The sequence below is a fragment of the Streptomyces sp. NPDC004051 genome, assembly GCF_053604275.1.
The window spans coordinates 58888-81999 of the sequence record NZ_JBSGHG010000028.1; the positions used below are offsets into that span (position 1 = coordinate 58888).

Consider the following 23112-nt stretch of genomic DNA (forward strand, 5'->3'; position numbering starts at 1 on the left):
TCAGCGTAAACCTACGGTCCGTCACTTGACATAGTCAAGTGACGGACCGTAGGCGGCGATCGAACAGTCGTCCGACCTCCTTTGCGCGGTGAGGGAGGTCTGCCGGCCTGCGCCGCTTCGAGAGCGGTGGCCGCGACCGTGTCGGCGCCCCGGACACTGCGGTGGGCCGGCCTCTGGTATCCGATGAGCAGGACCAGCGCGCCCCTGTGCGAGCTGTGGTCGAAGGCCCTCCCAGGGCGGGGAAGACGCCGGTCAGTACGTTGCGGAGACGGTTGATCATCCGTACCGGTCGGTCACCAGATCCGACCGGTGGGCGGTCAGCAGTGCGAGGCCGGAGGCCGGCTGGGCGGGCACGTCGAGGGTGGCGAAGTCCCGTCGCCGGCGGGAGGTCTCGGCGATGACGCAGGCGTCACGGGCATCGGTCTTCGCCTCGCCCCGGTAGGCGCCCGACATGCGGTTGACGGTGCGGCCGGGGACGTAGACGGCCCGCCGGCCGTGGGCCGCGAGCAGCGCCGGCAGCAGCGCGGAGGACGTGCCGGAGATGTCCACGGCTCAGTGGACCTCGTCCGCCAGGTCGAGGATCTCACCGGGCGCGGTCAGGATGGCCGACTCGTCGTTGTCGACCTGCTTCGACCAGAGCGTCGCACCGGTCTCGTCGGCCACGGCCGCCCAGTGGCGGCCTTTACCGGCATCGACACCGGTCCACCGCCCGCGGCGTGGAGCCCATGCTTGCGGCGTGGAACGGCGCCGCACCCACCCCTCCCGCGCAGCCCGTTCGGCGTCCGGCAGGATCAACTCGGCCTTCGGCCGCCCGGTACGCACCACCAGGAAACCCTACACATCTGGACAGAATTCCTGACTCGGAAGACCAGGAGTGGTGCGCCACTGGGGCACCCCGGTGCGCCCCCTGGTGATTGACGGCCGCAGGCCCGGCATGGACGCCATACGGCCCCGGCTCGCGGCGGCCCGGACCCCGGTGCCGGCGCGTGTGCCCCGGCCACCCGGCTGCGGGCCGCCGACACCGCACTGCCTGGTTTCGGAGCGGGCCCGCTGCCCGCGGAGCGGATCATGCCGGCGGTTCAGGGGTTACGCAGGCCGGTGCCGCACCCGCCCGGGCCGGAATCTCATCCGGTGCTCGCGACGGTCCTGCGGGGGGAGGCCCCCACCCGGCCCGGCGGCCTGCCGTCCCGTCCGCGGGACTCACGGCGGCCGAGGCTGCTGGGCGAGTGGCACGGACCTGCGGCGCCCGCCGACCCGGCGGTGGCCGGCTGATGGACCGGACGTGCCCGTGTCCCAGCTGCTGCGGATGACGGCGCCCGTGGGCCGGTTGACCTCCGACCTCGCCGAGACGGGCGGTCCGGTGGGACTCCGGGACCACTCCGGCCGCTCCCTCGACGGCTGGCACTGGCACATCACTCTGGCCGCAGTGGCCCACGCGGTCGCCCTGCTCGCCGGACGCGCCCCCGACCGGAAACTCGCCGCCACCGCCCGCCCGAAGCCACCGCCCTGACCGGTCCCACCGCGTTGTGACGAAGTGCCGGTCACCGCGTTGCCGCCGTCCCCGCGGCATGGCTGGATCAAGCACGGTGCTCGGCACGTGCATGCGGCACCCGACCGAACGAGACAGCACGCGACGGAACACGAAGGGGTACAGGGAAGAATGGCTCAGATTCTTGTCGCCGGCGGCGGCATCGGTGGACTCGCCACCGCGCTGTCCCTGGCGCAGCGGGGTCACAGCGTCACGGTGCTGGAACGCGGCGCGGAGTTCGCGGAGATCGGCGCGGGCATCCAGCTCGGCCCGAACGCCTTCCACGCCTTGGACCTGCTCGGCGCGGGACAGGCCGTGCGTGACCGCGCCGTCTTCATCGACGAGCTGCGTTTCATGGACGGGACGACGGGCGAGAAGGTCGCTGCCATGCCGCTCACAGAGGCGTATCGCGCGCGTTTCGGCAATCCGTACGCGGTAGTGCACCGAGGTGATCTGTTCCAGCCGCTGCTCACCGCGTGCCGGGCGTCCGACGCCGTCGAACTGATCGCGGGCGCGGCCGTCGAACGGTACGCGCAGGACGCGGACGGTGTCGACGTCCACACCGCGGACGGCCAGACGTTCCGGGGGGACGTGCTGGTCGGTGCCGACGGAATCCGCTCCACGGTACGCCGGCAATTGCTCGACGACGGCAATCCGCGGGTCTCCGGACACACGATCTACCGATCGGTGATCCCCATCGGGAAGGTCCCGGAGGAACTGCGGTGGAACGCCGTGACCCTCTGGGCCGGTCCCAGATGGCACTTCGTCCACTACATCATCGGCGGCGGCCGGTACCTGAACCTCGCCGTGACCCGTGACGACGGCGCTCGCGTGGCGGTGGCCGGGCGTCCCGTGGAGCGCGAGCACGTCCTCGGGCGGTTCCCGGGCGTGGGGGAGACGCCCGCCCGGCTGCTCGAGCTCGGTGAGGGCTGGCGCGAGTGGGTGCTGTGCGACCGTGACCCGGTGGACACCTGGACCGGCGGCCGGGTGGTCTTGATGGGCGACGCCGCCCATCCGATGCTCCAGTACGCGGCCCAGGGGGCCTGCCAGGCCCTGGAGGACGCCGTCGTGCTGGGCGCCCTGCTGGAGAACGCCGCCGGCGGAGACGTGGCCGGACGGTTGGGGAAGTTCAACGCCGAACGACGCGGGCGCACCGCCCGGACCCAGCTCGTGGCCCGCGAGATGGGCACCCGGCTCTACCACCCGGCAGGTCCGGCCGCCGAAGAACGCAACGCGATGCTGCGTTCCCTGACGGTCGACGATCTGTACGAGAAGGTGGCGTGGCTGCACGGCGACCGGGGCTTCGCCCGCGCCGTGGACGGACCTGCCGACGGGTGACCCCGTCGACTCCGGGTGGCGCCGGCCGGCCTCGGACGACTCCGGTTCAGCCGGCGCAGGTCAGCGGTGATCCGCTGAACTCCGGGACCGCTCCGCCAAGACCCACCGACGTGTTCAGGATCCGGTCGCACAGCCTTCGCAGGATCGGGCTGACTACGGCGCCGCCCTCGCGGTGCAGCGTCGAGCAGAGCCGGTCGTAGACCCGCAGCGCGTCGGCGGAGCGTCCGCAGCGGACCAGGGCGGTCATGTAGTGACGGTGCAGTCCCTGGTGGGTGCGGTACTGATCGACGAGTTCGCCGAGTTCGACGAGGCGTTCACGGTGGCGGCCCAGCTGCAGTTCGATCGCGGCCCACTGGTCGAGCGCAGCCATCCGGTCGTCGTGCAGCGAAGTCGTGTGCGCCCGCAGCGCGGTTCCCTGCGTCAGGTCGCACAGGGCGTCACCGGCCCACAGCGAGAGTGCCAGACGCAGCCGTTCAGCGGCCTTCACCGCATTGCCGGTGGCCATGGCCCGGTATCCGGCACCGATGTGCCGCTCGAACTGGCGGGCGTCCAGCAGTCCGCCGCAGTTGTCCAGCCGGTACCCGGCGGGCGTGGAGACCAGCAGATCCGCCCCCGTGGTCCGGGCGCTCCCGCGGGAGTGCGAGACCTGCAGCGCCTCCGTCAGCTTCCGGCGTATGGAGGCGATGAGTGCGACGAGCCGCGAGTCTCCACCGGGTGGCGAACCGTTCGGCCACAGTTCCTGTGCGATCAGGCAAGTGGGCACGACCTGATCCGCACGGAGCGCCAGCAGCGCCAGAACCCTGCGCGCCTCCGGTTCCTCCGGCAGGGCCGACCTGCCGCCCGCCGTCACCTGGAGGCGTCCAAGAACTTTGATTTCCATCATTCCCCCGCTCCGCACAACCGGTGTCGTACCAGGCTTGATTCAAAAAGATACCTCCGGGTCTGTCAATGACAGACCCGGAGGACGGAGGTAGCGTCCCTCACACGCCAGGGTCGCCCTCCCGCGGTTCATGCGCCGCCCGCGCCGGACGTCACAGCGACGCCGGCTTCAGGCCCGCCTCAGCCAGGACCCGCGCTCCCCGACCCGGGTCGACGTCCAGGTGCATCAGCACCGAGGGAACAACGATTCCGGCCAGCAAGTGCCGGTAGAGAACCGAAACTTCCCGTTCCAGATCCAGCCGCGGCACCATCGTCGACACCATGGAGTTCACGCCGCTGAAGGCCCCGACCGTGATCCGCGCGGTCTCCTCCGGATCGACGTGCAGCAGTACTTCGCCGCGCTCCTTCGCCTCGGTCAGCACCCGGGTGGTGCGTCCCACCCACTGCTCGTACGGCGAATTGCGGTTTATCTCGGGCACCTGCTCCAGGGAAAGCCGTACGCTGGCGCGCAACAACGGGTCGCTGACCAGCAGACGTGCGAACAGCAGCCCCATGTCGACGTATTCCTGCATCTTGCACGCCTGCGCGCAGGGCACCGGCGTCTCGTTGACCTGCGCGTCCAACACGGCGTTGGCGAGGGCCTCCTTGCCGCTGAAATGGAAGTACAGCGCCCCCTTGGTGAGGTTGACCCGTTCCAGGATGTCCGACAGCTTCGTGGCCCGGTAACCCTTCTCGTCGAAGACGGCCGCCGCCGCCTCCAGGATCGCGCGCCGGGTGCGGATTGCCCTGTCCTGCTTCACCATCGGACCTATCACCTTTCCGCGCCGCGGCACTCGCGCCGCCGGCCTCGTGCCCTTCTCAAAACAAACCTTCAGGTAGGTATTTTTCAACAGATGTTCACGGCACAGATACTAGGAATCCCCTTGTGAAGCAAACCCCACAGTACGTAACGTCTCGGCTCGGTGAACGAGTCCAGGTGGGCTGATCCACTCACAGGCCGGGGTAAATGCGTGATGCAGTCATTCGTGGCCGACAGGTGCCCGATGACAGCTGCGGCAAATGCCGGCGACGCAGAGGCGATCGCCGAGCCCGGACCGACCCGGACCGTGCCCCGACAGCTGGTGCATCGCGCCGCGGGGCGTTGTCAACGTGAGGGGTGATCCGGGGCCGGGCGGGTCGAGGCCGGGCGGGAGCGGGGGTGGTGCTGTGGTCAGGCTGGTGTGGGCAAGTCAGTGACGTCGTTCCAGGTGGTGAAGCGGCGGGTTGTCTCGACACGGCAGTCAGGGACAGCGAGGTGGTGACGGCGCAGGGCCTCGGCACAGTCGGTTGATGCCCGGTTGCTGACGTCTCCTCGTGTTGGGCAGGGCCCGATACAGCACAGGCGCGGGCGTCCGTGATCATGGATTTCTCTACGCTCTGCAATCTTGGACTGCCCGCGCCTGCCGAAGCGACGCAGCCGTATAGGGCGTCCACCCAGAGAGCAGTGGGGAATGAGTGTGGTGGAGAGCTGGTCCCGCGTGATGAGTCTTCTTCGGGAGCACGCCCCGGCCGATCATGCGGATCTGCCCGGGCCGGCCACGGAACAGATGCTGGCGGCCGCCGAGGAACGGAGGGGCATCCAGCTTCCTCGGGGCCTGCGGGCGTGACTGTTGCAGAACAATCTTGATCTTCCTGAGGAAGATGTGGACGACGATGTGGCATGTTGCGGTTTCGCCGGGTTTCCGGACGAGGGAAGTTTCTTTCTGGGCATCCGGGCGATGGAGAAGCTCTACGCGAACCGCTCCATGCCCGGTGGGGTCAACCCTGCGGATCAGCCGGACAATCCGTTCCGGCGCAATGAGGGGATCCCGTTCCTGTCGGACCAGGACGGCTGGACAGGAAAGTTCATCGACGTGCGGGACGGCCGTATCGGCAAGTGGTTCGTGGGTGAGATGACGACCACGGGCGAGCATGCGTCACTGGCTCACCATGTCGACTCCGTGGCAGAAATGCTGACGAAAATCGCCGATGGAAGCCATCCGACCTGCTCGGTGGCCGAAGGACGACTCGCCTGGTCGTGAAACCAAAGTGCCCCCGGTTGTTCCGGGGGCAGAGCTTCGGCGTCGTCCGCCTCGTCCGTTTTGATCATGTGAGGCCGAGGAGAGCGAGGGTCCGGGTTTGGTCCCGGGCTGCCCGCCGGAGTCCGGAGGCGATGTTCCGGACGTCGGCCGGGCGGATGGCTCCGATCGCAAGGTTCCTGCAGGTGGCCATCGCTCGGGGTGCGTTCCCGGTCCGCACCTGGGAGGCGTCCTCGACGGTCCAGTGCCCTCGGATCAGTCGGGCGGGCTGAGCCGGGCCGGCCTGTTCGGCGGTAAGGCTGGTGACCGCGTAGACGGTCTTGCGATGGACGCGGCGGCGAACGATCTGGACAACCTGGCGGGCGCCGGGGAAGAGCAGGTTGTTGACCGTGCAGGCCGTCAGCGCGAGGAGCGTCACGAGCGGACGCCGCACCCCGCGGCTCACGCGGGTCCGGGACCTCGCTGCGCTACCAGCGCCACGACCGCAGAGGGAAGCGCTACGAGAAGCAACTGCCCGGCCACCGCGTGCAGATCGACCTGAAGTTCATCGAGCCGCTCGCCTCCGCACCCCAGGGCCGGCGCGGCGGCCGCAACAAGTACTTCCAGTTCACCGCCACCGACGACTGCGCCCGTCTGCGGGTGCCGACTTCCTGGCCGTCCGGTCATGACATCCTGTAACGCCACAAAACATTACGGAATGCGGGACGACAGGCGGTGAGACGGGCGCCCGGCAGTGACGGGGAAGAACGACGAAACTCCGTTTTCTGGTGGAGGAACAGTATCGCCACGACGGCATGCCCGTCGAAGTGATCCGCCAACTCGCCTCCTGGGGACACCAAGTGGACGTGTTGCGTCCCGGCGGCTCCCTGTTGCGCCTGACAGAGGCCGTACAGACGAGCATCCATGACGCATGGGTGCTCAAGACGGTCTCCGGCGGCCCGGGCCTCACCCTTCTCGAAGCGGCGGCCTCGGCCGGCCTGACGACGATCAACAACGCCCGGGCCATACGAGGCGTAAGGGACAAGGCGCTGGCCGCCGCCATCGGCCTCCGCCGCGGGCTGCCCCTGCCTGCGACCTACGCGGCCGCGCTGCCCGAACTGCTCGTGGAGACACCCGATTCGGAGTATCCGATCGCGGTCAAGCCCGCTGACGGCAGCTCGGACCGAGCCGTGCACCTGGTGTCCTCCCCACGCCGGCTCGCCGAGATGCTCCCCGACCTGGCGGAAGAGGGCATGCTCATTGCCCAACCGTACGTACCCAACTCTGGCGTTGACATCAAGGTGTACAGCATCGGCGACGAGCTGTACGCCACCGAGCGCCGTTCCCCGCTCCACCCGGACCACGCTGTACGGGAGCGCCGCGTTCCGCTGTCGGCCGAGATCGCCGCGATCACCGGTCAGGTCGGCGTGGTCTACGGCCTCGATCTGTCCGGTGTGGACGTGGTCCTGGGACCGAACGGCCCTGTGGTCGTCGACGTGAACGACTTTCCCAGCTTCCGTCAGGTCCCCGACGCGCCGGTACGCCTGGCAAGGGCCGTCCTCGCCCTGGCGGCCGGCGCGGGCTGGGCGACCGCGGCTGCGCAGCCGCCGCTCGGCGCCGTTCCGGGCCCCCTGACGGCAGGCAAGGCGGCATGAGAATCGGCCTGATCACGTCTGAGCCCAGCCACCCGCTACTGAGCCTCACTACGGCCCTGCTCGCGCCCGACCACCACGTGGATGTGCTGGATCCGCGTACGCCGCTGCCCGTTTCCGAACCGCTCGCTGACGTCTGTCTGCTGAAGACACGTACACCACATGCCCTCGCACTCGCCCGGGCTCTGGAGCAACGTCGCGCCTGCGTGCTCAACTCTGCCACTGCGACCGCGCTGTGCCAGGACCGTACGTCCATGGCCGCACTGGCCCTGGGTGCCGACCTCCCTTTCGCGGCCACGCACACCTTCACCACCCTCGCCCGGCTGGCGTCCGGGCCGGCGCTGTCCGGACCCGCGGTGGTCAAGAGCCGCCACAGCCGACGGCACGATGTGGTGGCCCGCGTCGACAGCCCGTCGCACCTGCGGGACTTGGCCGCCGCCCATCCGGACGAGCCGGTCGTGGTCCAGGATTTCGCCCCCAAAGACGGTTGGGACTACAAGCTCCGGGCGATCGGCGACCGGCTCTTCGCCGGCCTGCGCCGCTCCGAACTCTCCCCGAGGGACGCGGCCCCACCCGAGCGCTCCGCCTCGACGACCTGCCGCCCGGATGGTCGGCCCTGGTGCACCGCGTCGGAGAGGTGTTCTCCCTCGACGTCTACGGCGTGGACATCATCGACCGCTGCCACGGCGCCCCACTGATCGTGGACATCAACGCCTTCCCCGGCATCCGGGGCCAGTCGGGTGCTCCCGAGGCTCTGGCAGCGCTGGCCCTGTCCCGGGCCAACCGAGCCGATACGAACCGGCTTGCGTGCCGTGGTGCGGGAGATGCAGGTAGGAACGGTCGGGACCGCCTCGTACGGCGGGCCCCGGAGTCCGGGCCCGCCGCCGCGCCCTGACCGCTGCGGCGTACACCGGCAGTCCCACCACCAGGCCCGCGCCCCGCGTCGAAGCACAGCGTCGGCACCAGAACCCGGCCCACGGCCCCCGCGCGACGGCCCAGTCGCGCGCGGTCCGCTGCGCGGCACCGGCCTCCGCGCAGCCGGCGACCAGCACCGCGGCCATCCACCGGTCGCGGACCGACAGCACAGGGAAGCCCGCAGGCGTGTCTGCCGTCGCGGCCGTCGCCGGGGGTGGAACAGCAACCAGGGGTGCTCAGCCTTCTACACGTCCAGCTCCTTCGAAGTGGCCGGCGGTCGCTCCGCCGTCGATCACGTACATCAGTCCGTTGGTGTACGAAGCCTCGGCTGAGGTGAAGTCAGCGACCGCTGCGGCAACCTCGTCCGGTGTGGCGAATCGTCCGAGGGGCACGGTCGCGGCGTAGCACTCCCGCACGCCGTCGCCGGCCCCCTCGAAGATCTCATCGGCCATCGGAGTTCCGACGAAGCCCGGGCAGACCGCGTTGGCGCGCACCCTCTGGGGACCGTGGCCGAGTGCCGGGCAGCAGATGAGCCCCCGGTGGACTGCTCCACTTCGCCGTCGACCATTTGGGCACGGACAAGAATATTGCCGCCCTGACTGCGGGAACCCTCGTCACACCGTTGTCCTCCTGCTCACCCTGTGGGCCATCACCTCCAAGGTGGCGTCGCACGACAGGTGCCGGGGCGACTTCGGACAGCGTGCGGACGAGTCCGACGCCGCCCGAGGACCGTCGTCACCCCGGACGGTGGTTGGTTTGCCCGACCGATCGATGAAAGGCAGTACCACGCATGGTCTTCGACGGGCCCGGAACGACGGACCCCGAGCAGTCGAACAAGGCCGGTGAGCCAACCCGGAGAGAACGCACCCGACCCGAACGACCGTGGGCGCAGCACTGGGCTGCGGTTTTCTCCCTGGTGCCTCTCGGGCTGCTCGCCGCGGCCATGTGGTTCGGGCGCTGGGTCCGGCCCAGTGGGGATGAGTGGTGCTTTTTGCCCGTGGTGCGCGACGGCGGTCTCACCGGCATGCTCGAGAAGTTCTACGTCCATGACAACGGGCGGGTTGCGAATGCCCTGCTGGTCTGGGCCTACGCGCGTTTCGGTGTTCCCGGACACCAGTGGTTCGCGCTGATCAGCGGCCTCGTGGTGGTGGGCGTTCTGTGGGCCGTGACCCTCGCGGCCGTGCGCCGGGCCGGCGTGACTGTGCCACGAGGGGTGCCGCTCCTGGTGGCGTCCATGGTGGCGGTCCTCTTCCTCTTCGCGTCCCCCAACACCTACAAGACCTTCTATTGGCCGGCGGCCTCGGTCTCGCACACCCTGGCACCCGTGCTGGCCGGCGCGGCGGTGATCCCGTTGCTCCGAGCACGCTCACGGACGGCGAAGATCACTGCGCTGCTCGTCGTCTTCCTGACCGGCGTCTTCATCGGCACCCTCTCGGAGCAGAGCTCCGTCTGCGCGCTGGTCCTCCTGAGCGGCGTGCTGCTCCTCGGCCGCTGGATCGTCCCCGGACCCCGGCGAAGCTACGTACGGCTCTGGTGTCTCGTGGGAACCGCGGGAACGGTGATCGGTACCTTGGTGCTCGTCACGTCTCCGGGGTCACGCAACCGACGGCACGGGCGTGATGCGGGGATGGCGTCCATGCTCGCTCCCGAATCCCTGATCGGGGCCGCCAAGGGCTTCTTCCGGATCCTCGAAACCCTCCTCACCACCTGGCCGTACGCGGGGGCGGTCGCGGTCGGCGTCCTGTTGGGCGCGCTCGCCACGAGGGCGGACAGCGGCACAGCCCCGTTGGTGAAACACCTCCTGCTGACGAACGCCGCCATCCTCGCGTTCCTGCTCTCCGGCTACCTCTGCACCCTCGCCGCCTATCCCGTCTTCGGCCCGGCAGTGGCGACCTCCACCCGGTTGTGGAACGACTTCCGGTTCCTCTACATCCTGCTGCTTCTCGGCATCGGCGTGCTCCTGGGGCACCGACTGCGACGACGTACCCTGCGCCCCGTGGCTTTGGTGGTGGCCGGCACGGCCGTCTGCGGCCTGGTGTGCGTCGTGTTCGCTCTCTCCCTCCACCAGCTTGAACACACCATGCGGATGCGAGCACATCAATGGGACCGCCAGGACCAGTGGCTCCGCACGCAGGCGGAGCGTGGTGCCCGGGAACTGCCGTACCGGCCCACACCGATCAGCAAGATGACGGAGCCCTTGGACGGGGGCTGGCCCAGCCGCTGTGTCGCGAGGTACTACCACCTGGACCGCATCACCCCCGCACGAGTGTTCCCCTGGCAGTGACGCCTTCCTCCACCGCAGCCCCGCGGGGCGTACGGACCGAACCGGAGCGGAGTACCGTGAAGCGGAAGGCTGGCGACGGGGACCGCCCGGTCGCCCCGGCCCAGGCATCTGCCCGGGGCAGGTCAGGAGCAGCCCTCACCGTGCTGGACGGAATCACCGACGTCCACGACATGACCGCGGGACCGGTGGACAGGGAGTGGCTGTCCCGGGTCAGCTCCAAGCGACTATGTCCGGGGTCACCGGTGAGAAGTCGTCCGGGCCACAGGCCCCTTTGTCCGATACGGCTGCTCCCCCTGCCCGGGGGCGGGCCCGGCCGGCCTCCTGGGTTCCCGTCCGCGTAGGAGGTGCACCCGATATGGATGCGGAACGTGCCCGTCGCATGGTGGAACTGCTGCGTGCCCGTGGTGTGATGGCCCATCTCGTGGAGGCAGGAGTCTACGAGTTCGGAATCCGCGTGGTCCTCGATGAGGGGGTCGAAGCACTCTGGGACATCGACGGAGCGGCGGGGCTGGATGCGGAGATCGTCGACGAGGGGGTCCTCATCGGCTTCGTCCCCCATGTCCCCGGCTCCGAGAACTACACCGAACAGCAGCTCGTGGACAGCATCGCGACAACGGACTACTCGTTGGAAGGACTGCACCCACCGACAAACGGCCCACCCGGTGCACCTCCTCCCGAGCCGGGCTCCCCGGCCGGTGGTGGCCTCCCGCACCCCGATGCGCCGCCCCCGGTCCACCGCAACCAGCGCCGTGCCCACTGGATCCGGCGGGGCCGGCGATGAGGGTGCCCGAGAGGGGTGACAACAGGACCCGTTCCGGGCCGGCCCGCGCAGGAGCGGGACGCTCCGGTCGTTGTCCGTACCTCCAGGCTGACGAAGGGATAACCGGACACGAACCTCCTGGCCGTTGCCGGGACCGGACGCACCGTGCGGCGGGGTGAGGTCTTCAGCCCGTGGGGCCCCGACGACGTCGGCAGGACCACTCGGGGAGCCGTCGCACCGCTGGACAGACCGGCCCAGCGGCTACCGCACGGTCGGCCTCGAGGCGGACGTACCGGAGGAGAACCCCGCCGCCGTCGAAGGAGAAATCGTCGGCTCTTCAGCGGGCTGTTCCGTCTTCTTTCCGTCGGGCGGCAGTGACGGGCCGACGGGGACCCGGCGTGACCGGGGCCGGCTTCGGCCCGGTCGGCGGGCGCATGCACGTCCGTCTCAGGTCGAGCCGTAGACCTCGCGCACGTTGTCGCGGGGTGCCGGCCTGGTCTTGGCGGCCGGTCCCTCCGCGAAGGCCCGGAGCAGGTTCTCGGTGGTACGGGTCACGAAGGCTCCGGTGCGCGCGTCCATGCCGTGGTTGCGGCCGTTCTCCCCCGTCCCGGCCATCAGGCCCTCGACCCACCGCATCGTCCCGGACGCGAAGACCCCGGCCCCGCTCGGCACCGTGTAGTACGCCGAATCGGAGTGGCTTCTCCTCCCGTTGCAGACCAGCGGGGAGTGGGCGACGATCTCGATCGGCGCGTCCGGAAGCGATCCCGGGGTGACACGGTCGTATTCGACGCCGACGAGATGGGCGAAGAAGTCACCCCGCTTGACTCCGGTGCCCGCGAAGAGCCAGTGGCCGGCGTTGTGGACGACATAGGGGGCGTTCACGGGATATCCCTCGTAGAGGACTCCCGTCAAGGACGATTCCGGGTCGGGCTCGGGTGCCTGGCGGAAGTCGGTGGTCACCAGGGCGCCGTGGCGGGGATACAGGGGATCGTGGCGGTGGTCGGTCTTGTAACAGACCACGGTGCGGTCCCCGTCCTCGAACCTGATCCGCCGGAAGCAGGTGTTGGCGCCGATGAAGGCCAGATTGGTTCCGGCGTCGCGGGCCCGGGTCATGGACTGCCGCTGCTGAGGTGTCCAGTATTCGTCGTGGCCGAGCGTGACCGCGGACACGGCGCCCCGCAGCACCGCCGGGTCTCGGTGGATGTCGACGCCGGTGGTGTACGCCAGCGGTATGCCCAGCCGCTCCGCGAGGACGACCACGGCCCGCTCGTACACCAGGAACTTCTCGGCTCCGTCGCTGTCGTAGGGCCGGGCGAAGGAGACGGCCAGGGCACGCGTCCCGTACGACCCGTCGTCGCCCTCGTAAAGGCTGTGGCCGCCCCACAGGTTGTACGCCTGCCAGGTTGCCGGCGCATGGATCATGCAGGGTCTTCCCCCTGGCGGTCGCCGAGCGGACGATCAGGGGGACGTACCGCTGATGCCCGTTGTCCGCGTCGAGGCGGAGCAGGTAGGCGCCCTCCGGCCAGCCATCGGTGCCCACCTCGACTGTCCGTTCCCAGTCGGCTCGCACCGTACGCGTGGCGGAGATCAGGTACGACGCGGCTTGGACCCGGCCGTCCATCGTTTCGGAGCGCCGGACCAGCCTGGCCTGTGCACCGCCGTACCAGCCGACCCGGTACGCCGAAACACGGAACCCCGGCGCAGTGGTGCACACGTACAGCCCGAAGTCCTCCCCCGGCAGAACGCTCACCTTGTCGGTGCAGCCGAGAACGGCCTCGGGCGGGCCCTTTGAACGGATGCGCCAGCCGAAGTCGCCCGGACGGGAAGCCTCGGACGGGCCGGCCGGTGCGTCCGGGTCGCCGCCGGACGCCGTGTCGCAGCCTGTCAGCGCCGTACCGGCGGCGCAGGCACCTGCCACGGTGACGGCTCCCAGAAAACGTCTGCGGCTCAGCGCGGTCCCGGGGCTGCCGGCCTCGTCTTCGAGGTACGCCGTACTTCCGTCCATCCCATCCGTCCCGTCCGTCGAACCGTCCAGAGAGACGCGCACAGACCCGTACCACGTGCGTGAAGGGCTGTGCTCTTGTCGCCATCGTGGACGAGTCCACGACCTTCGGCATTTCCATGGACCCGAAAGCTCCCAGGACGGTCGGCATCGCGACTGCGGCGTATGCCGCTGCTCCCCCGGGCCGGTACGCCGTCACGGAGCACCGATCGGCCCGAGAGCGCAGGAGCGTCGATTCGCTCAGCTCCGACCGGTCGTCTTTCGGAAGAAGCTTCAAAAGTGGGGTGAGATGCCACTGAACGCGGACAGGAACCGCTGGGCTCCTCCGACGCCACGGAAGCCCCTTCATGGCGCGTTCGCACTGACGGGTGGGCTGGTGGGAGTTCTCGGCCCGGTTGTCGAGGCCCTTGTGGGCGCGGTGCTCGACCGAGGGCATGACCTCGCGGTGCGCGGCTGTTCCGCCCCTCGTCAAGCGTTGCCGATGTGGTCAGATTTTCCGGAGCGAGCGGCGGCCGGTCATGGAGGCATGGCCGAGTCACGTGCACGAATCCTGGCAGCAGCGGCGCGCTGGACGTCCCGGGTGCCGACGGCGGCATCGTCCCTGGGGAACAGCCCGGTGGAGGCACTGCTGATTCCCGGTGGACCGGGACGGTCGCTGCCGACGGTGCGGTGGGGTGCGGTCAGCGGAAGACACCGGTGTGGCCGAGCGAGTAGCGGCCGGGCTGCGGGTAGACGGCCAGCCCGTGCGGTCCGTTGCCGACCGGGATCCTGGCCAGCTGCTTGCCGCTGGTGGTGTCGATCGCGTACACCTCGGCGTCGTAACGCCCGGACAGCCACAGCACCTTGCCGTCCGCGGACACTCCGCCCATGTCGGGGCTGCCGCCGTCGGGCAGGTGCCACTTCTCGGTCAGCTTGTCGGCTGCGAAGTCGAAGACGGAGACCGATCCCTCGTTCCGGTTGGTGACGTACATCCGTCTGGAGTCGCGACTGATGTAGAGCCCGTGGCAGCCCTTGCCGGTGGGCAGCAGTTTCGGGGTGGTGAACTTCTCGGCGTCGAGCACCCACACGCCGTGCGCCATCATGTCGGCGATGTAGAAGGTCCTGCCGTCCGGCGAGAGTTTGACGTCCTGTGGCATCGCGCCCTTCATCGGCAGCTTCTGCTGCCCTACGACCTTCATCTTCTCCGTGTCGACCTTGAGGAGTTCGCCGGAGAACTCGCAGGAGACGATGAAGTACCGTCCGTCCGCCGTGAAGTCGGCATGGTTGACGCCCGCGCAGCTCACCGGGACGGTCTTGGCCCGCTCCATGGTCTTCGGGTCACGGAAGACCAGTTCACGGTCCATCGAGGCCATGACGACGGCGTACTTGCCGTTCGGGGTGAAGTAGAGGTTGTACGGGTCGGAGACCTTTACGGTGCGGCCGATCTTCCCGGTGGCCGGGTCGATGGCCGTGAGGCTGTCTCCGAGGTTGTTGTTGACCCAAAGGGTCTTCATGTCCCAGGACGGGACGACGTGCTGCGGCTGGTTGCCGACGGGAAGGGTCTTGATGACCTTGTACGTCGACGGGTCGATCACCGAGACCGTGTGGGAGCCGTTGTTGGGGACGTACACCCGGGACGGGAAGTCTTTGACCGCCGGTGCGAGCTTTCCCGCCCGGTCGGCCGCGTAGATGTCCTTCGGGTCGAGCACGGGTGGCATCCCGGGCAGTGCCTGCGAGGGCTCGGCCCGCCCGGGCTCGGTCGGCGCCGTGGCCTCGGTGCGGGACTGCGAGGGCCGGCCTTCGTCGCCGGCGCAGGCGGTCAGCGCGGCGACGAGCACGCCCGCGAGCAGGGCGGTGGCGGTGGTGTGCGGGGAGGGAAGCATCAGGTCAGCAACTCCGTGGTCGTCACCGCGCGCAGTCGGCGCCGGCTGATTTCGGTGAGCAGGAGGGGCAGTGCGGCAACCGTGTCCGGGTAGCCGAAGTGCAGGCTGATCACGGACCCGTTACGCAGTTCGCCGGCGACCTTGCGGGTGACGGCGACGACGCCCGGAGAGGTGAAGTCGAGGGAGTCCACGTCGTAGGAGAGGACGTGCGGGTAGCCGGCCCGGCCGGCGAGACGCTGGACGAGCGGGGTGGCGTACCGGGTGCGCGACGGGCGGAACCAGGTGCCGATGGAGCCGGTGAGGCGGCGCAGGCGTTCGGCACAGCCGGTGATCTCGGCGTACGCCTGTGTCTCGTCCATCGTGGAGATGTCGAGGTGGTTCTGGGTGTGGTTGCCGAGGTCGTGGCCGCCGTCGAGGATCCGGCGAGCCATGGCGGGGTGGTCGTCGAGCCGGCTGCCGACGGCCAGGACGGTGAGCCGGGCTCCGGTCCGTTCGGCTTCGGCGAGGACGGTGCGAGCGAGGGCGGGGTCGCCCTGGCCGTGGAAGTCGCCCTGGCCGTGGAAGTCGCCCTGCCCGTGGAAGGTGAGGGCGACGCGGGCACGGTTGCGGGGGCCGTACTCGATCTGGACCGGGCGGCCGGGGAAGCGGTGGGGCCCCGGTGCGGGACGTACGGCGCCCGGGGCTTTCCGCGCACGAGGAGGCGGGTCATCGTGGGCAGGGGAAGCAGGGGCGGTACCACGGTTGTCCGTACGGCCTGTGGTGAGTACGCCTGCCAGGAGCGCCCCGGCGCCCGAGCGCAGGGCGCTTCGGCGGTGCACCGGTGTCTCGCGACCGTTCATGCGCATACCGTAAGGCGGAGTGATCGGAATATGCGCATTGAAGCTTTCACCGCAGAGCAGATGAGGCGTCCAATGAGACTCATGATTACGTACCAAAAGCCAGGAAGACGATAGGACGCACCTAAGATTCATTTCCCATGCTGGCGTAATCAGAAACAATTACCAGCCTTACGGCTTCGGCTTCGAGGTGCCTCCATCTGCCCTATTGATAAGAAACTCATGGGGTTCTCGTCTTTGCTCCGGTTCCGGGCCCGGTGCGGTGTGGGCAGGCTGCGCTTGAGGTCGACGTCGACCAACTTGTCCGGGTTGAGCTCGGGCGAGTACGGCGGCAGGAAGTGCAGTTCGACATCGCCTTCCCCAGGTTCGGCCGGTGACCTGGCGGGAGCGGATGCCGACCTGGCCGACGAAGAGAATCCCACCGCCGTCCCGCTTCGCCTTCGCGCGGATCTTCGGCCAGGTCTCCTGGTGCCGGCGCAGGACAGCCTTCGGGTCCCGCTCGACAGCCCGCTTGTCCGGCTGCTGGAAGGACGACTCCACCGCTTCGGGTACGTGCCCGCCCCGAGCCCGGTCAGCCGTACCCGGTACAGCTTCACGATCAGCTCTCCCACCAGCCGCCGCGTCCACAACTGCTCGCCCAGCCCCACATCACAGGGCCGGTGATCGAGGACCACCTGCCGCACCACGGCCTGCTCCGCCTCCCTGAGCACCTGGTGCACCCGAGCGGCTTGCCGCGAGGCCGCATGAGCAGCGCCTCCCGCCCGCCGTCCTGCCACTTTCGCCCACCACGTATCGCGACAGCATTCAGCGCCCCCTCGAACCTCACGGTCCCGCCCCGCCGCCCCACGCGGCCACCGCCCGCAACCGCGCGGCCTCCTGCGCCGACGGCGACAGATGCCGCGCGCCCCCACCGGATCGCCCACACCACCAATGCCCCAGAACCCGAACCGTTTACGGCAGGGCCATACGATCCGAAGTGTGTCCCCCACCGGCGACAACACCGTGTCCACCACGCCGCCCGACAAGGCCAAACGGGTCATCCACAGGCGCGTAGTCGTGTGATTGCGTTCCTGGGCCGGTGAATACGGGTCGAATGCCTCTGGGATTGCGGCCCCCGCCCGTGCCGGGGACAACCGTCCCACCACCGTGCGGCGGAAAGGACCGCCCAGGCGTGCTCGGTCAGGAGACTGGTTTGGCGAGTCCTCAGCTTTCCGTGGTCGTACCGTGCTTCAACGAGGCCGCCGTCATCGAGAGGTTCCACGCGGCTGTCCTGAAAGCTCTCGGCCAAGTCGGCCTCGACTACGAGATCTGCTATGTGGACGACGGCAGTACCGACCGCACGCGGGACATCATCGGCGGCCTTGGTGCCGGCGACCCACGCGTCAGATACACGGTGCTCAGCAGGAACTTCGGCAAGGAGGCCGCGATGCTCGCCGGCCTGCGCATGTCCCGGGGGCAGGCGGTGGTCCTCATCGACGCGGACCTCCAGCACCCCCCGGAACTCATCCCCCGGATGCTGGAACTCCACAAACGTGGGTACGACCAGGTGATCCCTCGACGGACCCGCGACGGGGAGAGCACGACGCGCACCGTGCTGAGCCGCAGCTACTACGCCCTGGTGCGCCGCCTCATGGATGTGGAGGTGCTCGATGGCGCCGGGGATTTCAGGCTGCTGTCCCGTCAGGCGGTGGACACGGTGCTGTCACTGCCGGAGACCAGCCGGTTCTCCAAGGGCATCTTCTCCTGGATCGGTTTCACGACGGTCACCTTCACCTACCGGAACGCCCAGCGGCTCGCCGGCAGCTCGAAGTGGGGAAGCCGCCGTCTGCTCAACTACGGCATCGACGGGCTGCTGTCCTTCAACAACCGACCCCTGCGGTTGGCCATCTACGCGGGCTTCTGGTGCTTTCTGGCCGCACTGGTCTACGCGGTGTGGGTGGTCTTCGACGTGACGCTCCACGGGGCCGCCGTCCCCGGCTACGCGACACTTCTGATGGCGGTGGTGGGGCTGGGCGGAATCCAGCTGATCACCCTGGGGATCATCGGCGAATACGTAGGCCGCATCTACCACGAGGTGAAACGCCGCCCTTCCTTCGTGATCCGGGAAACCGACGAGCGCCCCGCCCCGGGACCCCGCCCTCCGCAACCCGTATCGCTCACTCATTCGAAAGAAAGTCTCGCAACAACAAGGCAGTTCACGACCTTCGTGTTGATCGGATTCGTCAACACCGCCGTATACCTGGCCGTCTACGCTTCCCTGCACCCGTGGATCCCGTATCTCGCGGCGCATGTCATCGGGTATGCGGTCAGTACCGTCGGTTCCTTCCTGCTCAACTCCTGCCTCACCGTCCGTACCCGTCCGACCTGGCGCGCGTTTCTCCGCTATCCACTGTCCAGCGGATTCAACCTGGTGGCCTCCGGCGCGCTTCTCTACGTGGCCGTCAGCCGACTCGAAATGGACAAGAATGTCGCCGCCCTTGCCGCCGGAGTCCTCGTCACGCCGATCACCTTCCTGCTCGCCCGCTGGGCCATCGATTCCGGCCGACGACCGGCGGACACTGCTGGCACGGCTCCGAACGGTCCAGCCGAGGCGGAACGGGAAGACCCCGCCCTCAATTGACGCCGCTCGCTCGGATGCCGGGAAACACCCGACGCCCGTGCGGCCCGTCGAGGAGACCGATACGGATGCGAGTGGACACGGGAGCGGGGGGAGCCCGGCCCGTTCTTCACTGCGCCTCGTCCCGGCGATTATGGCCTTGCTGCCCCTCGTTCCGTTGGCGCTTTTCGGTGGAGCCGCATGGTTCGCACGGTGGGTACGCCCGAGCGCCGATGACTGGTGCTTCCTGCCTCTCGTACGTGACGAAGGCTTCATGGCTCTGGTGGACCAGTTTTATTCCACGGGCAACGGACGGATCGCCAACGGCGTGCTCGTCGCCTCCTACGCCACGTTCGGCGTGGCAGGCCAGCAGTGGTACGCGGGGATCAGCGCGGCCGTGATGCTGGTTCTGCTGTGGGCGTGGGCGGCGAAACTGCTGCGGCGCACCGGGTGGCGACTGCCCCGGGGCGTCCCGCTGTTCTCCTCGGCCACGGTCCTGGCCCTCTTCTGCTTCGCCTCCACGAACACGTACAAGACCTTCTTCTGGCCGGCCTCGTCGGTTTCCCACACCTTCCCGCCCGTGCTTGCGGTCGCAGCCACAATCCCGGCCCTGCTCGCGACCTCGCGGCGCGGAAAAGCCCTCGCCGCCCTGTTTGCGTGCGCCGTCGGAGCCGTCCTGGGCACGCTGTCGGAGGAGACCTCCGTGGTCGCCCTGGTGCTCCTCACCCTGGCCCTGCTGCTGGACCGCCGACTTTTCCCGGCCGGACAGCTCGCCTTCGTACGGACCTGGTGCGCCGCCGCCGGCGCGGGCATCCTCATCGGCACCGCCGTACTTCTCACCTCCCCCGGCTCACGGAACCGCCGCGCACGTCACCACGCGGATTCCATGTTCACGCCCGAATCAGTCTTCGCTTCGCTGCGGGAATACACGCAGGTCCTCCATACCCTGATGATGACCTGGCAGTACATCGGTGCGATCGCCGTGGGCATGTTGATCGGCGTCCTCGCCCGCCGCGCGGACGGGGGCGTCCCCCGGCCCGATCGCAGGGCACCGCTGCTTCTGGGATCCGGGGCGGCGGCTCTGCTGTTCTCCGGATACGTGTGCACAGTGATCGCCTATCCGGCGTTCGGCCCCTCGGTCGCGACCGCCAACAGGCTGTGGAACGACTACCTGTTCCCGCTGCTCCTCCTGCTCGTCGGCGCGGGCGGTCTCCTCGGGAACCTGGCGGTGCGGCACCACCGGCGTGGCGCGATCCCGGTGGCCGCGGCCGCCGCGATCCCGTGCGTGTGCATCGCGGCCGTACTCGCTGTGTCCCTGCACGGCCTGGAGTCGGACATGCGGGTGCGAGCCAGGGCCTGGGACAGCCAGGACCGCCTGCTCCGGGAGCGGGCCGCAGCGGGGGCCACGGTGCTGCCCTACAAGCCGATCGTCATCAGCAGCATGCTGGAACCGTTCAGCAGCGATAAGCGGCCATGGCCTGCCTCCTGTGTCGCTCACTACTACCAGGTGGAGAAGGTCACGGACGGAACGGAACATCGAGGTCGGGGCGTTGCCCGAGCAGGCCCGCCACAGCCCGGCCCGCAAGAGGCTCCTCGACACCGACACCGGACAAACCCACCGGCCACAGACCTGAAGCGGTGACCCGCGAAGTGCGGGCCCAGCGCAGGCCGGGGGCCACCCGCAGACGGGCGACAAGTTCGGTCAGGTGGAACGGCTTGGACCGGCAGTCGATGGGCGGTCGGGAGGACGGCCGGGAAGAGGGACCTGTCGGCGCACATCGCCCGGCACGCGTCCCGGTCGTCGACGTCGAGCGGGCCGATGCCGAACACGGCGGAGACGCCGGAGGTGGCCGGGCGCGGGGCGGGGGCGCCGTCCGGCGCGGTAACGGTGTCGACGTCCTCGTCGCAGTCCTCGCAGCAGCACGTCACGCAGGGCGTGATCGTCCTTGACGACCAGGATCGTCCGGCTCACGGCCTTCCTCTGTTCCCGCGCGACGGCCGTCTCTTCTCGTGCCGGGTCCGTCGTACGGGGATCTGTCGTTCGGGCAGCCAGAAGGCCACGGCGCACAGGCACACGCCCAGCCAGCCGAGGGCGAACAGCCAGCCGCCGACGACATCGGTGAACCAGTGCACCCCGAGGTAGACGCGGGTCAGCCCGACCAGCGCGCCCCAGCCGCCGATGACCAGGGTGAGCGGAGTCCTGCCGCGCGGGCCGCGCACGCGGACGGCGATGATCAGCAGTCCCGCGGTCAGGGCCGCCGTGGTGGTGTGACCGGACGGGAACGCCCATGCCGAGGCATGGGTGGCCCAGTCCGCCTGGGGCGGCCGCGGCCGGGCGACGAGCGCCATCACCGTGTACCGCAGCGCCTGACCGGCCCAGAGGCAGGCCAGACAGATCGCGACGGCGAGCGCGCGCTGCCGGAGGGTGCGTCCCGCGATGATTCCGGCCAACGCGGCCAGCGCGAACGGGACGACACCCGCCCCGGTGGCGGTCAGTGCGCGGGCGAGGGTGACCGCCACGTCCGGCCGGTGGCCGACGGACCACGAGAGAAGGTCACTGTCCACGAACAGCGGTGTGCCGTCGCGGCCCACCACGACCATGGTCAGCACACCGAACGCCGTCCACGCGCCGAGCCCGTAGCTGCCGGCCAGTCCGGTGACGTCGCCACGCTTCATGACGTCGTCAGCAGTGGTCGCAGGCGGGTGGCCGTGAGCCGCCGGGCCAGGTCCCCGCACCCCGCACGCCTGCGCAGTGTCGACATGACGAGGAGAGCGACCAGAGCGCCCACCACGGTCCCTGCCACCACGTCATGGGGGTGGTGCACGCCGAGCCGGCGGGAGACGAACAGCAGGGCGACGGCCGCCGCGGCGGCGACAGCAGCATGGTTGCCCGGGAAGGACCAGCCGCCGGGCGCAGGACACGCCTCCAGCGTGGCCACCCGTAGGCTCTGGCAGGGCCTGTCCTCGCGCACCAGCAGTTTCAGCACCGTGCCCACTCCATAGGCCACGACCACGACGAACGGCACGGCGAGCGCCCTCACCGACGTGGTGGCGCTCATCCGCCGGGCGCGCCGCCAGCCGACGGTCATGAGCACCGCGAACGGGACCAGCCCGTACGTCGACCATGCCGACACGGTGTCGTCCAGCCACACCGGAGCGTGTCGGGCGAGGTGCACCACGTCGGTGTAGGCCGAACCGTCGACCGATGAGCCGTCGAGGGCGAGGGTCATCCGCGTTCCTCCTTCGTCTTCGCGTCACGCCGCGAGCGGTACACCTCGGAGGCGAGTGGAACCAGCGACAGGGCCACGATCACCGCGACCACCGGAAGCAGATACCGGTCCACGTTCGGCACGGAGGAGCCCAGCGCGTATCCCGCCAGGGTGAGCCCCAGGCTCCACGCCAGCCCGCCGGTCACCTGCCAGAGGGTGAACGTCCCCACGGGCACCCGCAGGGCGCCCGCCGTCGGGTTCAGGACCGTGCGCACCACCGGAACGAAGCGGGCCAGGACGATCGCCTTCGCGTACCCGTAGCGCTGCAGCAGGTCCTCAGCCCGTCTCGCCCCCTCGTGCAGCCGGGCCGAGCGGCTGCGGGCGAGCAGGGAACCGCCCCCTCTCCGACCCAGGAGATATCCGCACTGCGAGCCCGCCAGCGTGCCCATCACCGCGGCGACCAGCAGTGGGCCGAGCGACAGCTTCAGGCCGTGGCCGGCGGTGCCGGTGCACAACAGGCCGGCTGTGAACAGCAGCGAGTCGCCCGGGAGGAAGAAACCGATCAGCAGCCCGGTCTCGGCGAACAGCACCACGCCCACGCCCAGCACGCCGAAAGCGGACAGCAGCGAGCGGGCATCCAGCACATTGACGGCGAGCTGCGACGACAGGTGCACGGCTGTGGTCATCGTCGAGAGCCCTTTCGTCGTTCTTCCGAACCTCGGATGCGGCGGAACGACCGCACCCGGCAGTGACTACAATCCTGTAGACGGTCCACTGAACTGTAGACGCCGGCGGAGTGAGGAACGTTCCCATGAACGACACGGGGGATGAGAGGCGGCAGGCCGGCGAGCTCGAAGCCGCCGTCATGGCCGCGCTGTGGGCCGCCGGGGCCCCGCTCACGCCAGGGCGGGTACGGACCGAACTCGGTTCCGGCCTGGCCCGGACGACGGTGGCGACGATACTGACCCGTCTGCATGCGAAGGGCGTCGTCAGCCGTGAGCGGCAGGGGCGCGGCTACGCCTACCTCCCCGTGCAGGACGCTCCTGGCCTGACCGCCCGGCGTATGCACACCGAACTCGACCGGGACGCCGACCGGGAGACGGTCCTGACTCGCTTCGTGGCCCAGCTCAGCCCCGGCGACGAGCAGCTCCTGCGCCGGCTCCTGGGGAGTGACGAGCGATGACCGCCCTACTGCTGGTACAGCAGGCCCTGCTC

At 69.4% G+C, this 23112-nt stretch carries 20 protein-coding genes and 4 pseudogenes; 11 read left to right on the plus strand and 13 right to left on the minus strand.

Going from position 1 to position 23112, the window contains the following annotated elements:
* Positions 1-104: 104 nt before the first annotated feature.
* Positions 105-753: pseudogene (locus tag ACWEQO_RS25115) on the minus strand (IS110 family transposase); the annotation flags it as partial.
* 529 nt (positions 754-1282) lie between these two features.
* Here ACWEQO_RS25115 and ACWEQO_RS25120 point away from each other — a divergent pair.
* Both ACWEQO_RS25120 and ACWEQO_RS25125 read left to right on the plus strand, forming a co-directional pair.
* Positions 1283-1510, plus strand: coding sequence for a hypothetical protein (locus tag ACWEQO_RS25120; RefSeq protein ID WP_361458918.1), 228 nt, complete (start codon positions 1283-1285; stop codon positions 1508-1510).
* Positions 1511-1660: 150 nt separating this feature from the next.
* Positions 1661-2866 (plus strand): 3-hydroxybenzoate 6-monooxygenase, encoded by a 1206-nt coding sequence (locus ACWEQO_RS25125; RefSeq protein ID WP_361458916.1) that lies wholly within the window; start codon positions 1661-1663, stop codon positions 2864-2866.
* A 46-nt stretch (positions 2867-2912) separates the two neighbouring features.
* On the opposite strand, the gene ACWEQO_RS25130 is transcribed toward ACWEQO_RS25125, so the two are convergent.
* Together ACWEQO_RS25130 and ACWEQO_RS25135 are read right to left on the minus strand one after the other, a co-directional pair.
* Complete coding sequence (locus tag ACWEQO_RS25130; RefSeq protein WP_452985310.1) at positions 2913-3749, minus strand: AfsR/SARP family transcriptional regulator; 837 nt, start codon at positions 3747-3749, stop codon at positions 2913-2915.
* Positions 3750-3897: 148 nt separating this feature from the next.
* Positions 3898-4548, minus strand: a complete 651-nt coding sequence (locus tag ACWEQO_RS25135; protein ID WP_452985311.1) for a ScbR family autoregulator-binding transcription factor — start codon at positions 4546-4548, stop codon at positions 3898-3900.
* An 846-nt stretch (positions 4549-5394) separates the two neighbouring features.
* Here ACWEQO_RS25135 and ACWEQO_RS25140 point away from each other — a divergent pair.
* A complete protein-coding gene (locus ACWEQO_RS25140) occupies positions 5395-5805 on the plus strand; it encodes an SMI1/KNR4 family protein (protein WP_452985312.1) in 411 nt (136 codons plus the stop codon).
* 64 nt (positions 5806-5869) lie between these two features.
* On the opposite strand, the gene ACWEQO_RS25145 is transcribed toward ACWEQO_RS25140, so the two are convergent.
* The gene (locus ACWEQO_RS25145; RefSeq protein WP_452985313.1) at positions 5870-6247 is read right to left on the minus strand and encodes a hypothetical protein; all 378 of its coding nucleotides are present in this window, start codon (positions 6245-6247) and stop codon (positions 5870-5872) included.
* 14 nt (positions 6248-6261) lie between these two features.
* On the opposite strand from ACWEQO_RS25145, the pseudogene ACWEQO_RS25150 reads away from it, so the two are divergent.
* From ACWEQO_RS25150 to ACWEQO_RS25160, 3 genes and pseudogenes are all read left to right on the plus strand, one after another.
* Positions 6262-6462: pseudogene (locus ACWEQO_RS25150) on the plus strand (IS481 family transposase); the annotation flags it as partial.
* Between the two features lie 134 nt (positions 6463-6596).
* Positions 6597-7436, plus strand: coding sequence for an ATP-grasp domain-containing protein (locus tag ACWEQO_RS25155; RefSeq protein ID WP_452985328.1), 840 nt, complete (start codon positions 6597-6599; stop codon positions 7434-7436).
* Positions 7437-7687: 251 nt separating this feature from the next.
* Positions 7688-8131 carry a hypothetical protein gene (locus tag ACWEQO_RS25160; protein ID WP_452985314.1) on the plus strand — a complete coding sequence of 148 codons (444 nt, stop codon included), beginning with the start codon at positions 7688-7690 and terminating at the stop codon, positions 8129-8131.
* Between the two features lie 453 nt (positions 8132-8584).
* Here ACWEQO_RS25160 and ACWEQO_RS25165 read toward each other — a convergent pair whose 3' ends face one another.
* Positions 8585-8878 (minus strand): SDR family oxidoreductase, encoded by a 294-nt coding sequence (locus tag ACWEQO_RS25165; RefSeq protein WP_452985329.1) that lies wholly within the window; start codon positions 8876-8878, stop codon positions 8585-8587.
* Between the two features lie 467 nt (positions 8879-9345).
* On the opposite strand from ACWEQO_RS25165, the gene ACWEQO_RS25170 reads away from it, so the two are divergent.
* Both ACWEQO_RS25170 and ACWEQO_RS25175 read left to right on the plus strand, forming a co-directional pair.
* Entirely contained in the window at positions 9346-10632 is a 1287-nt protein-coding gene (locus tag ACWEQO_RS25170; RefSeq protein ID WP_452985330.1) for a DUF6056 family protein, read from the plus strand.
* Positions 10633-10987: 355 nt separating this feature from the next.
* A complete protein-coding gene (locus tag ACWEQO_RS25175; RefSeq protein WP_452985315.1) occupies positions 10988-11413 on the plus strand; it encodes a hypothetical protein in 426 nt (141 codons plus the stop codon).
* A gap of 426 nt (positions 11414-11839) precedes the next feature.
* Here the strand turns inward: ACWEQO_RS25175 and ACWEQO_RS25180 are convergent, their stop codons facing one another.
* From ACWEQO_RS25180 to ACWEQO_RS25200, 5 genes and pseudogenes are all read right to left on the minus strand, one after another.
* Positions 11840-12814 (minus strand): N,N-dimethylformamidase beta subunit family domain-containing protein, encoded by a 975-nt coding sequence (locus tag ACWEQO_RS25180; RefSeq protein ID WP_452985316.1) that lies wholly within the window; start codon positions 12812-12814, stop codon positions 11840-11842.
* Positions 12815-12875: 61 nt separating this feature from the next.
* Positions 12876-13397 (minus strand): annotated as a pseudogene (locus ACWEQO_RS25185) (N,N-dimethylformamidase beta subunit family domain-containing protein); the annotation flags it as partial.
* Positions 13398-13682: 285 nt separating this feature from the next.
* A pseudogene (locus tag ACWEQO_RS25190) lies at positions 13683-13848 on the minus strand (DDE-type integrase/transposase/recombinase); the annotation flags it as partial.
* Between the two features lie 226 nt (positions 13849-14074).
* The gene (locus ACWEQO_RS25195) at positions 14075-15256 is read right to left on the minus strand and encodes a YVTN family beta-propeller repeat protein (protein ID WP_361458898.1); all 1182 of its coding nucleotides are present in this window, start codon (positions 15254-15256) and stop codon (positions 14075-14077) included.
* Positions 15256-16095, minus strand: coding sequence for a polysaccharide deacetylase family protein (locus ACWEQO_RS25200; protein WP_452985317.1), 840 nt, complete (start codon positions 16093-16095; stop codon positions 15256-15258). The genes ACWEQO_RS25195 and ACWEQO_RS25200 overlap by 1 nt, the downstream gene beginning before the upstream one ends.
* Positions 16096-17284: 1189 nt before the next feature.
* On the opposite strand from ACWEQO_RS25200, the gene ACWEQO_RS25205 reads away from it, so the two are divergent.
* Positions 17285-18712, plus strand: a complete 1428-nt coding sequence (locus ACWEQO_RS25205; protein ID WP_452985331.1) for a glycosyltransferase — start codon at positions 17285-17287, stop codon at positions 18710-18712.
* 250 nt (positions 18713-18962) lie between these two features.
* Complete coding sequence (locus ACWEQO_RS25210) at positions 18963-20330, plus strand: DUF6056 family protein (protein ID WP_452985318.1); 1368 nt, start codon at positions 18963-18965, stop codon at positions 20328-20330.
* 326 nt (positions 20331-20656) lie between these two features.
* On the opposite strand, the gene ACWEQO_RS25215 is transcribed toward ACWEQO_RS25210, so the two are convergent.
* From ACWEQO_RS25215 to ACWEQO_RS25225, 3 genes are read right to left on the minus strand one after another with little or no spacing between them, the layout of a single operon-like run.
* Positions 20657-21364 carry a phosphatase PAP2 family protein gene (locus tag ACWEQO_RS25215; RefSeq protein WP_361458891.1) on the minus strand — a complete coding sequence of 236 codons (708 nt, stop codon included), beginning with the start codon at positions 21362-21364 and terminating at the stop codon, positions 20657-20659.
* Positions 21361-21918, minus strand: coding sequence for a phosphatase PAP2 family protein (locus ACWEQO_RS25220; RefSeq protein ID WP_361458889.1), 558 nt, complete (start codon positions 21916-21918; stop codon positions 21361-21363). The genes ACWEQO_RS25215 and ACWEQO_RS25220 overlap by 4 nt, the downstream gene beginning before the upstream one ends.
* Positions 21915-22583, minus strand: coding sequence for a DedA family protein (locus tag ACWEQO_RS25225; protein WP_452985319.1), 669 nt, complete (start codon positions 22581-22583; stop codon positions 21915-21917). The genes ACWEQO_RS25220 and ACWEQO_RS25225 overlap by 4 nt, the downstream gene beginning before the upstream one ends.
* 125 nt (positions 22584-22708) lie before the next feature.
* On the opposite strand from ACWEQO_RS25225, the gene ACWEQO_RS25230 reads away from it, so the two are divergent.
* Positions 22709-23080: a BlaI/MecI/CopY family transcriptional regulator gene (locus tag ACWEQO_RS25230; protein ID WP_361458885.1), complete on the plus strand. Its 372-nt coding sequence runs from the start codon at positions 22709-22711 to the stop codon at positions 23078-23080.
* Positions 23081-23112 lie beyond the last annotated feature (32 nt).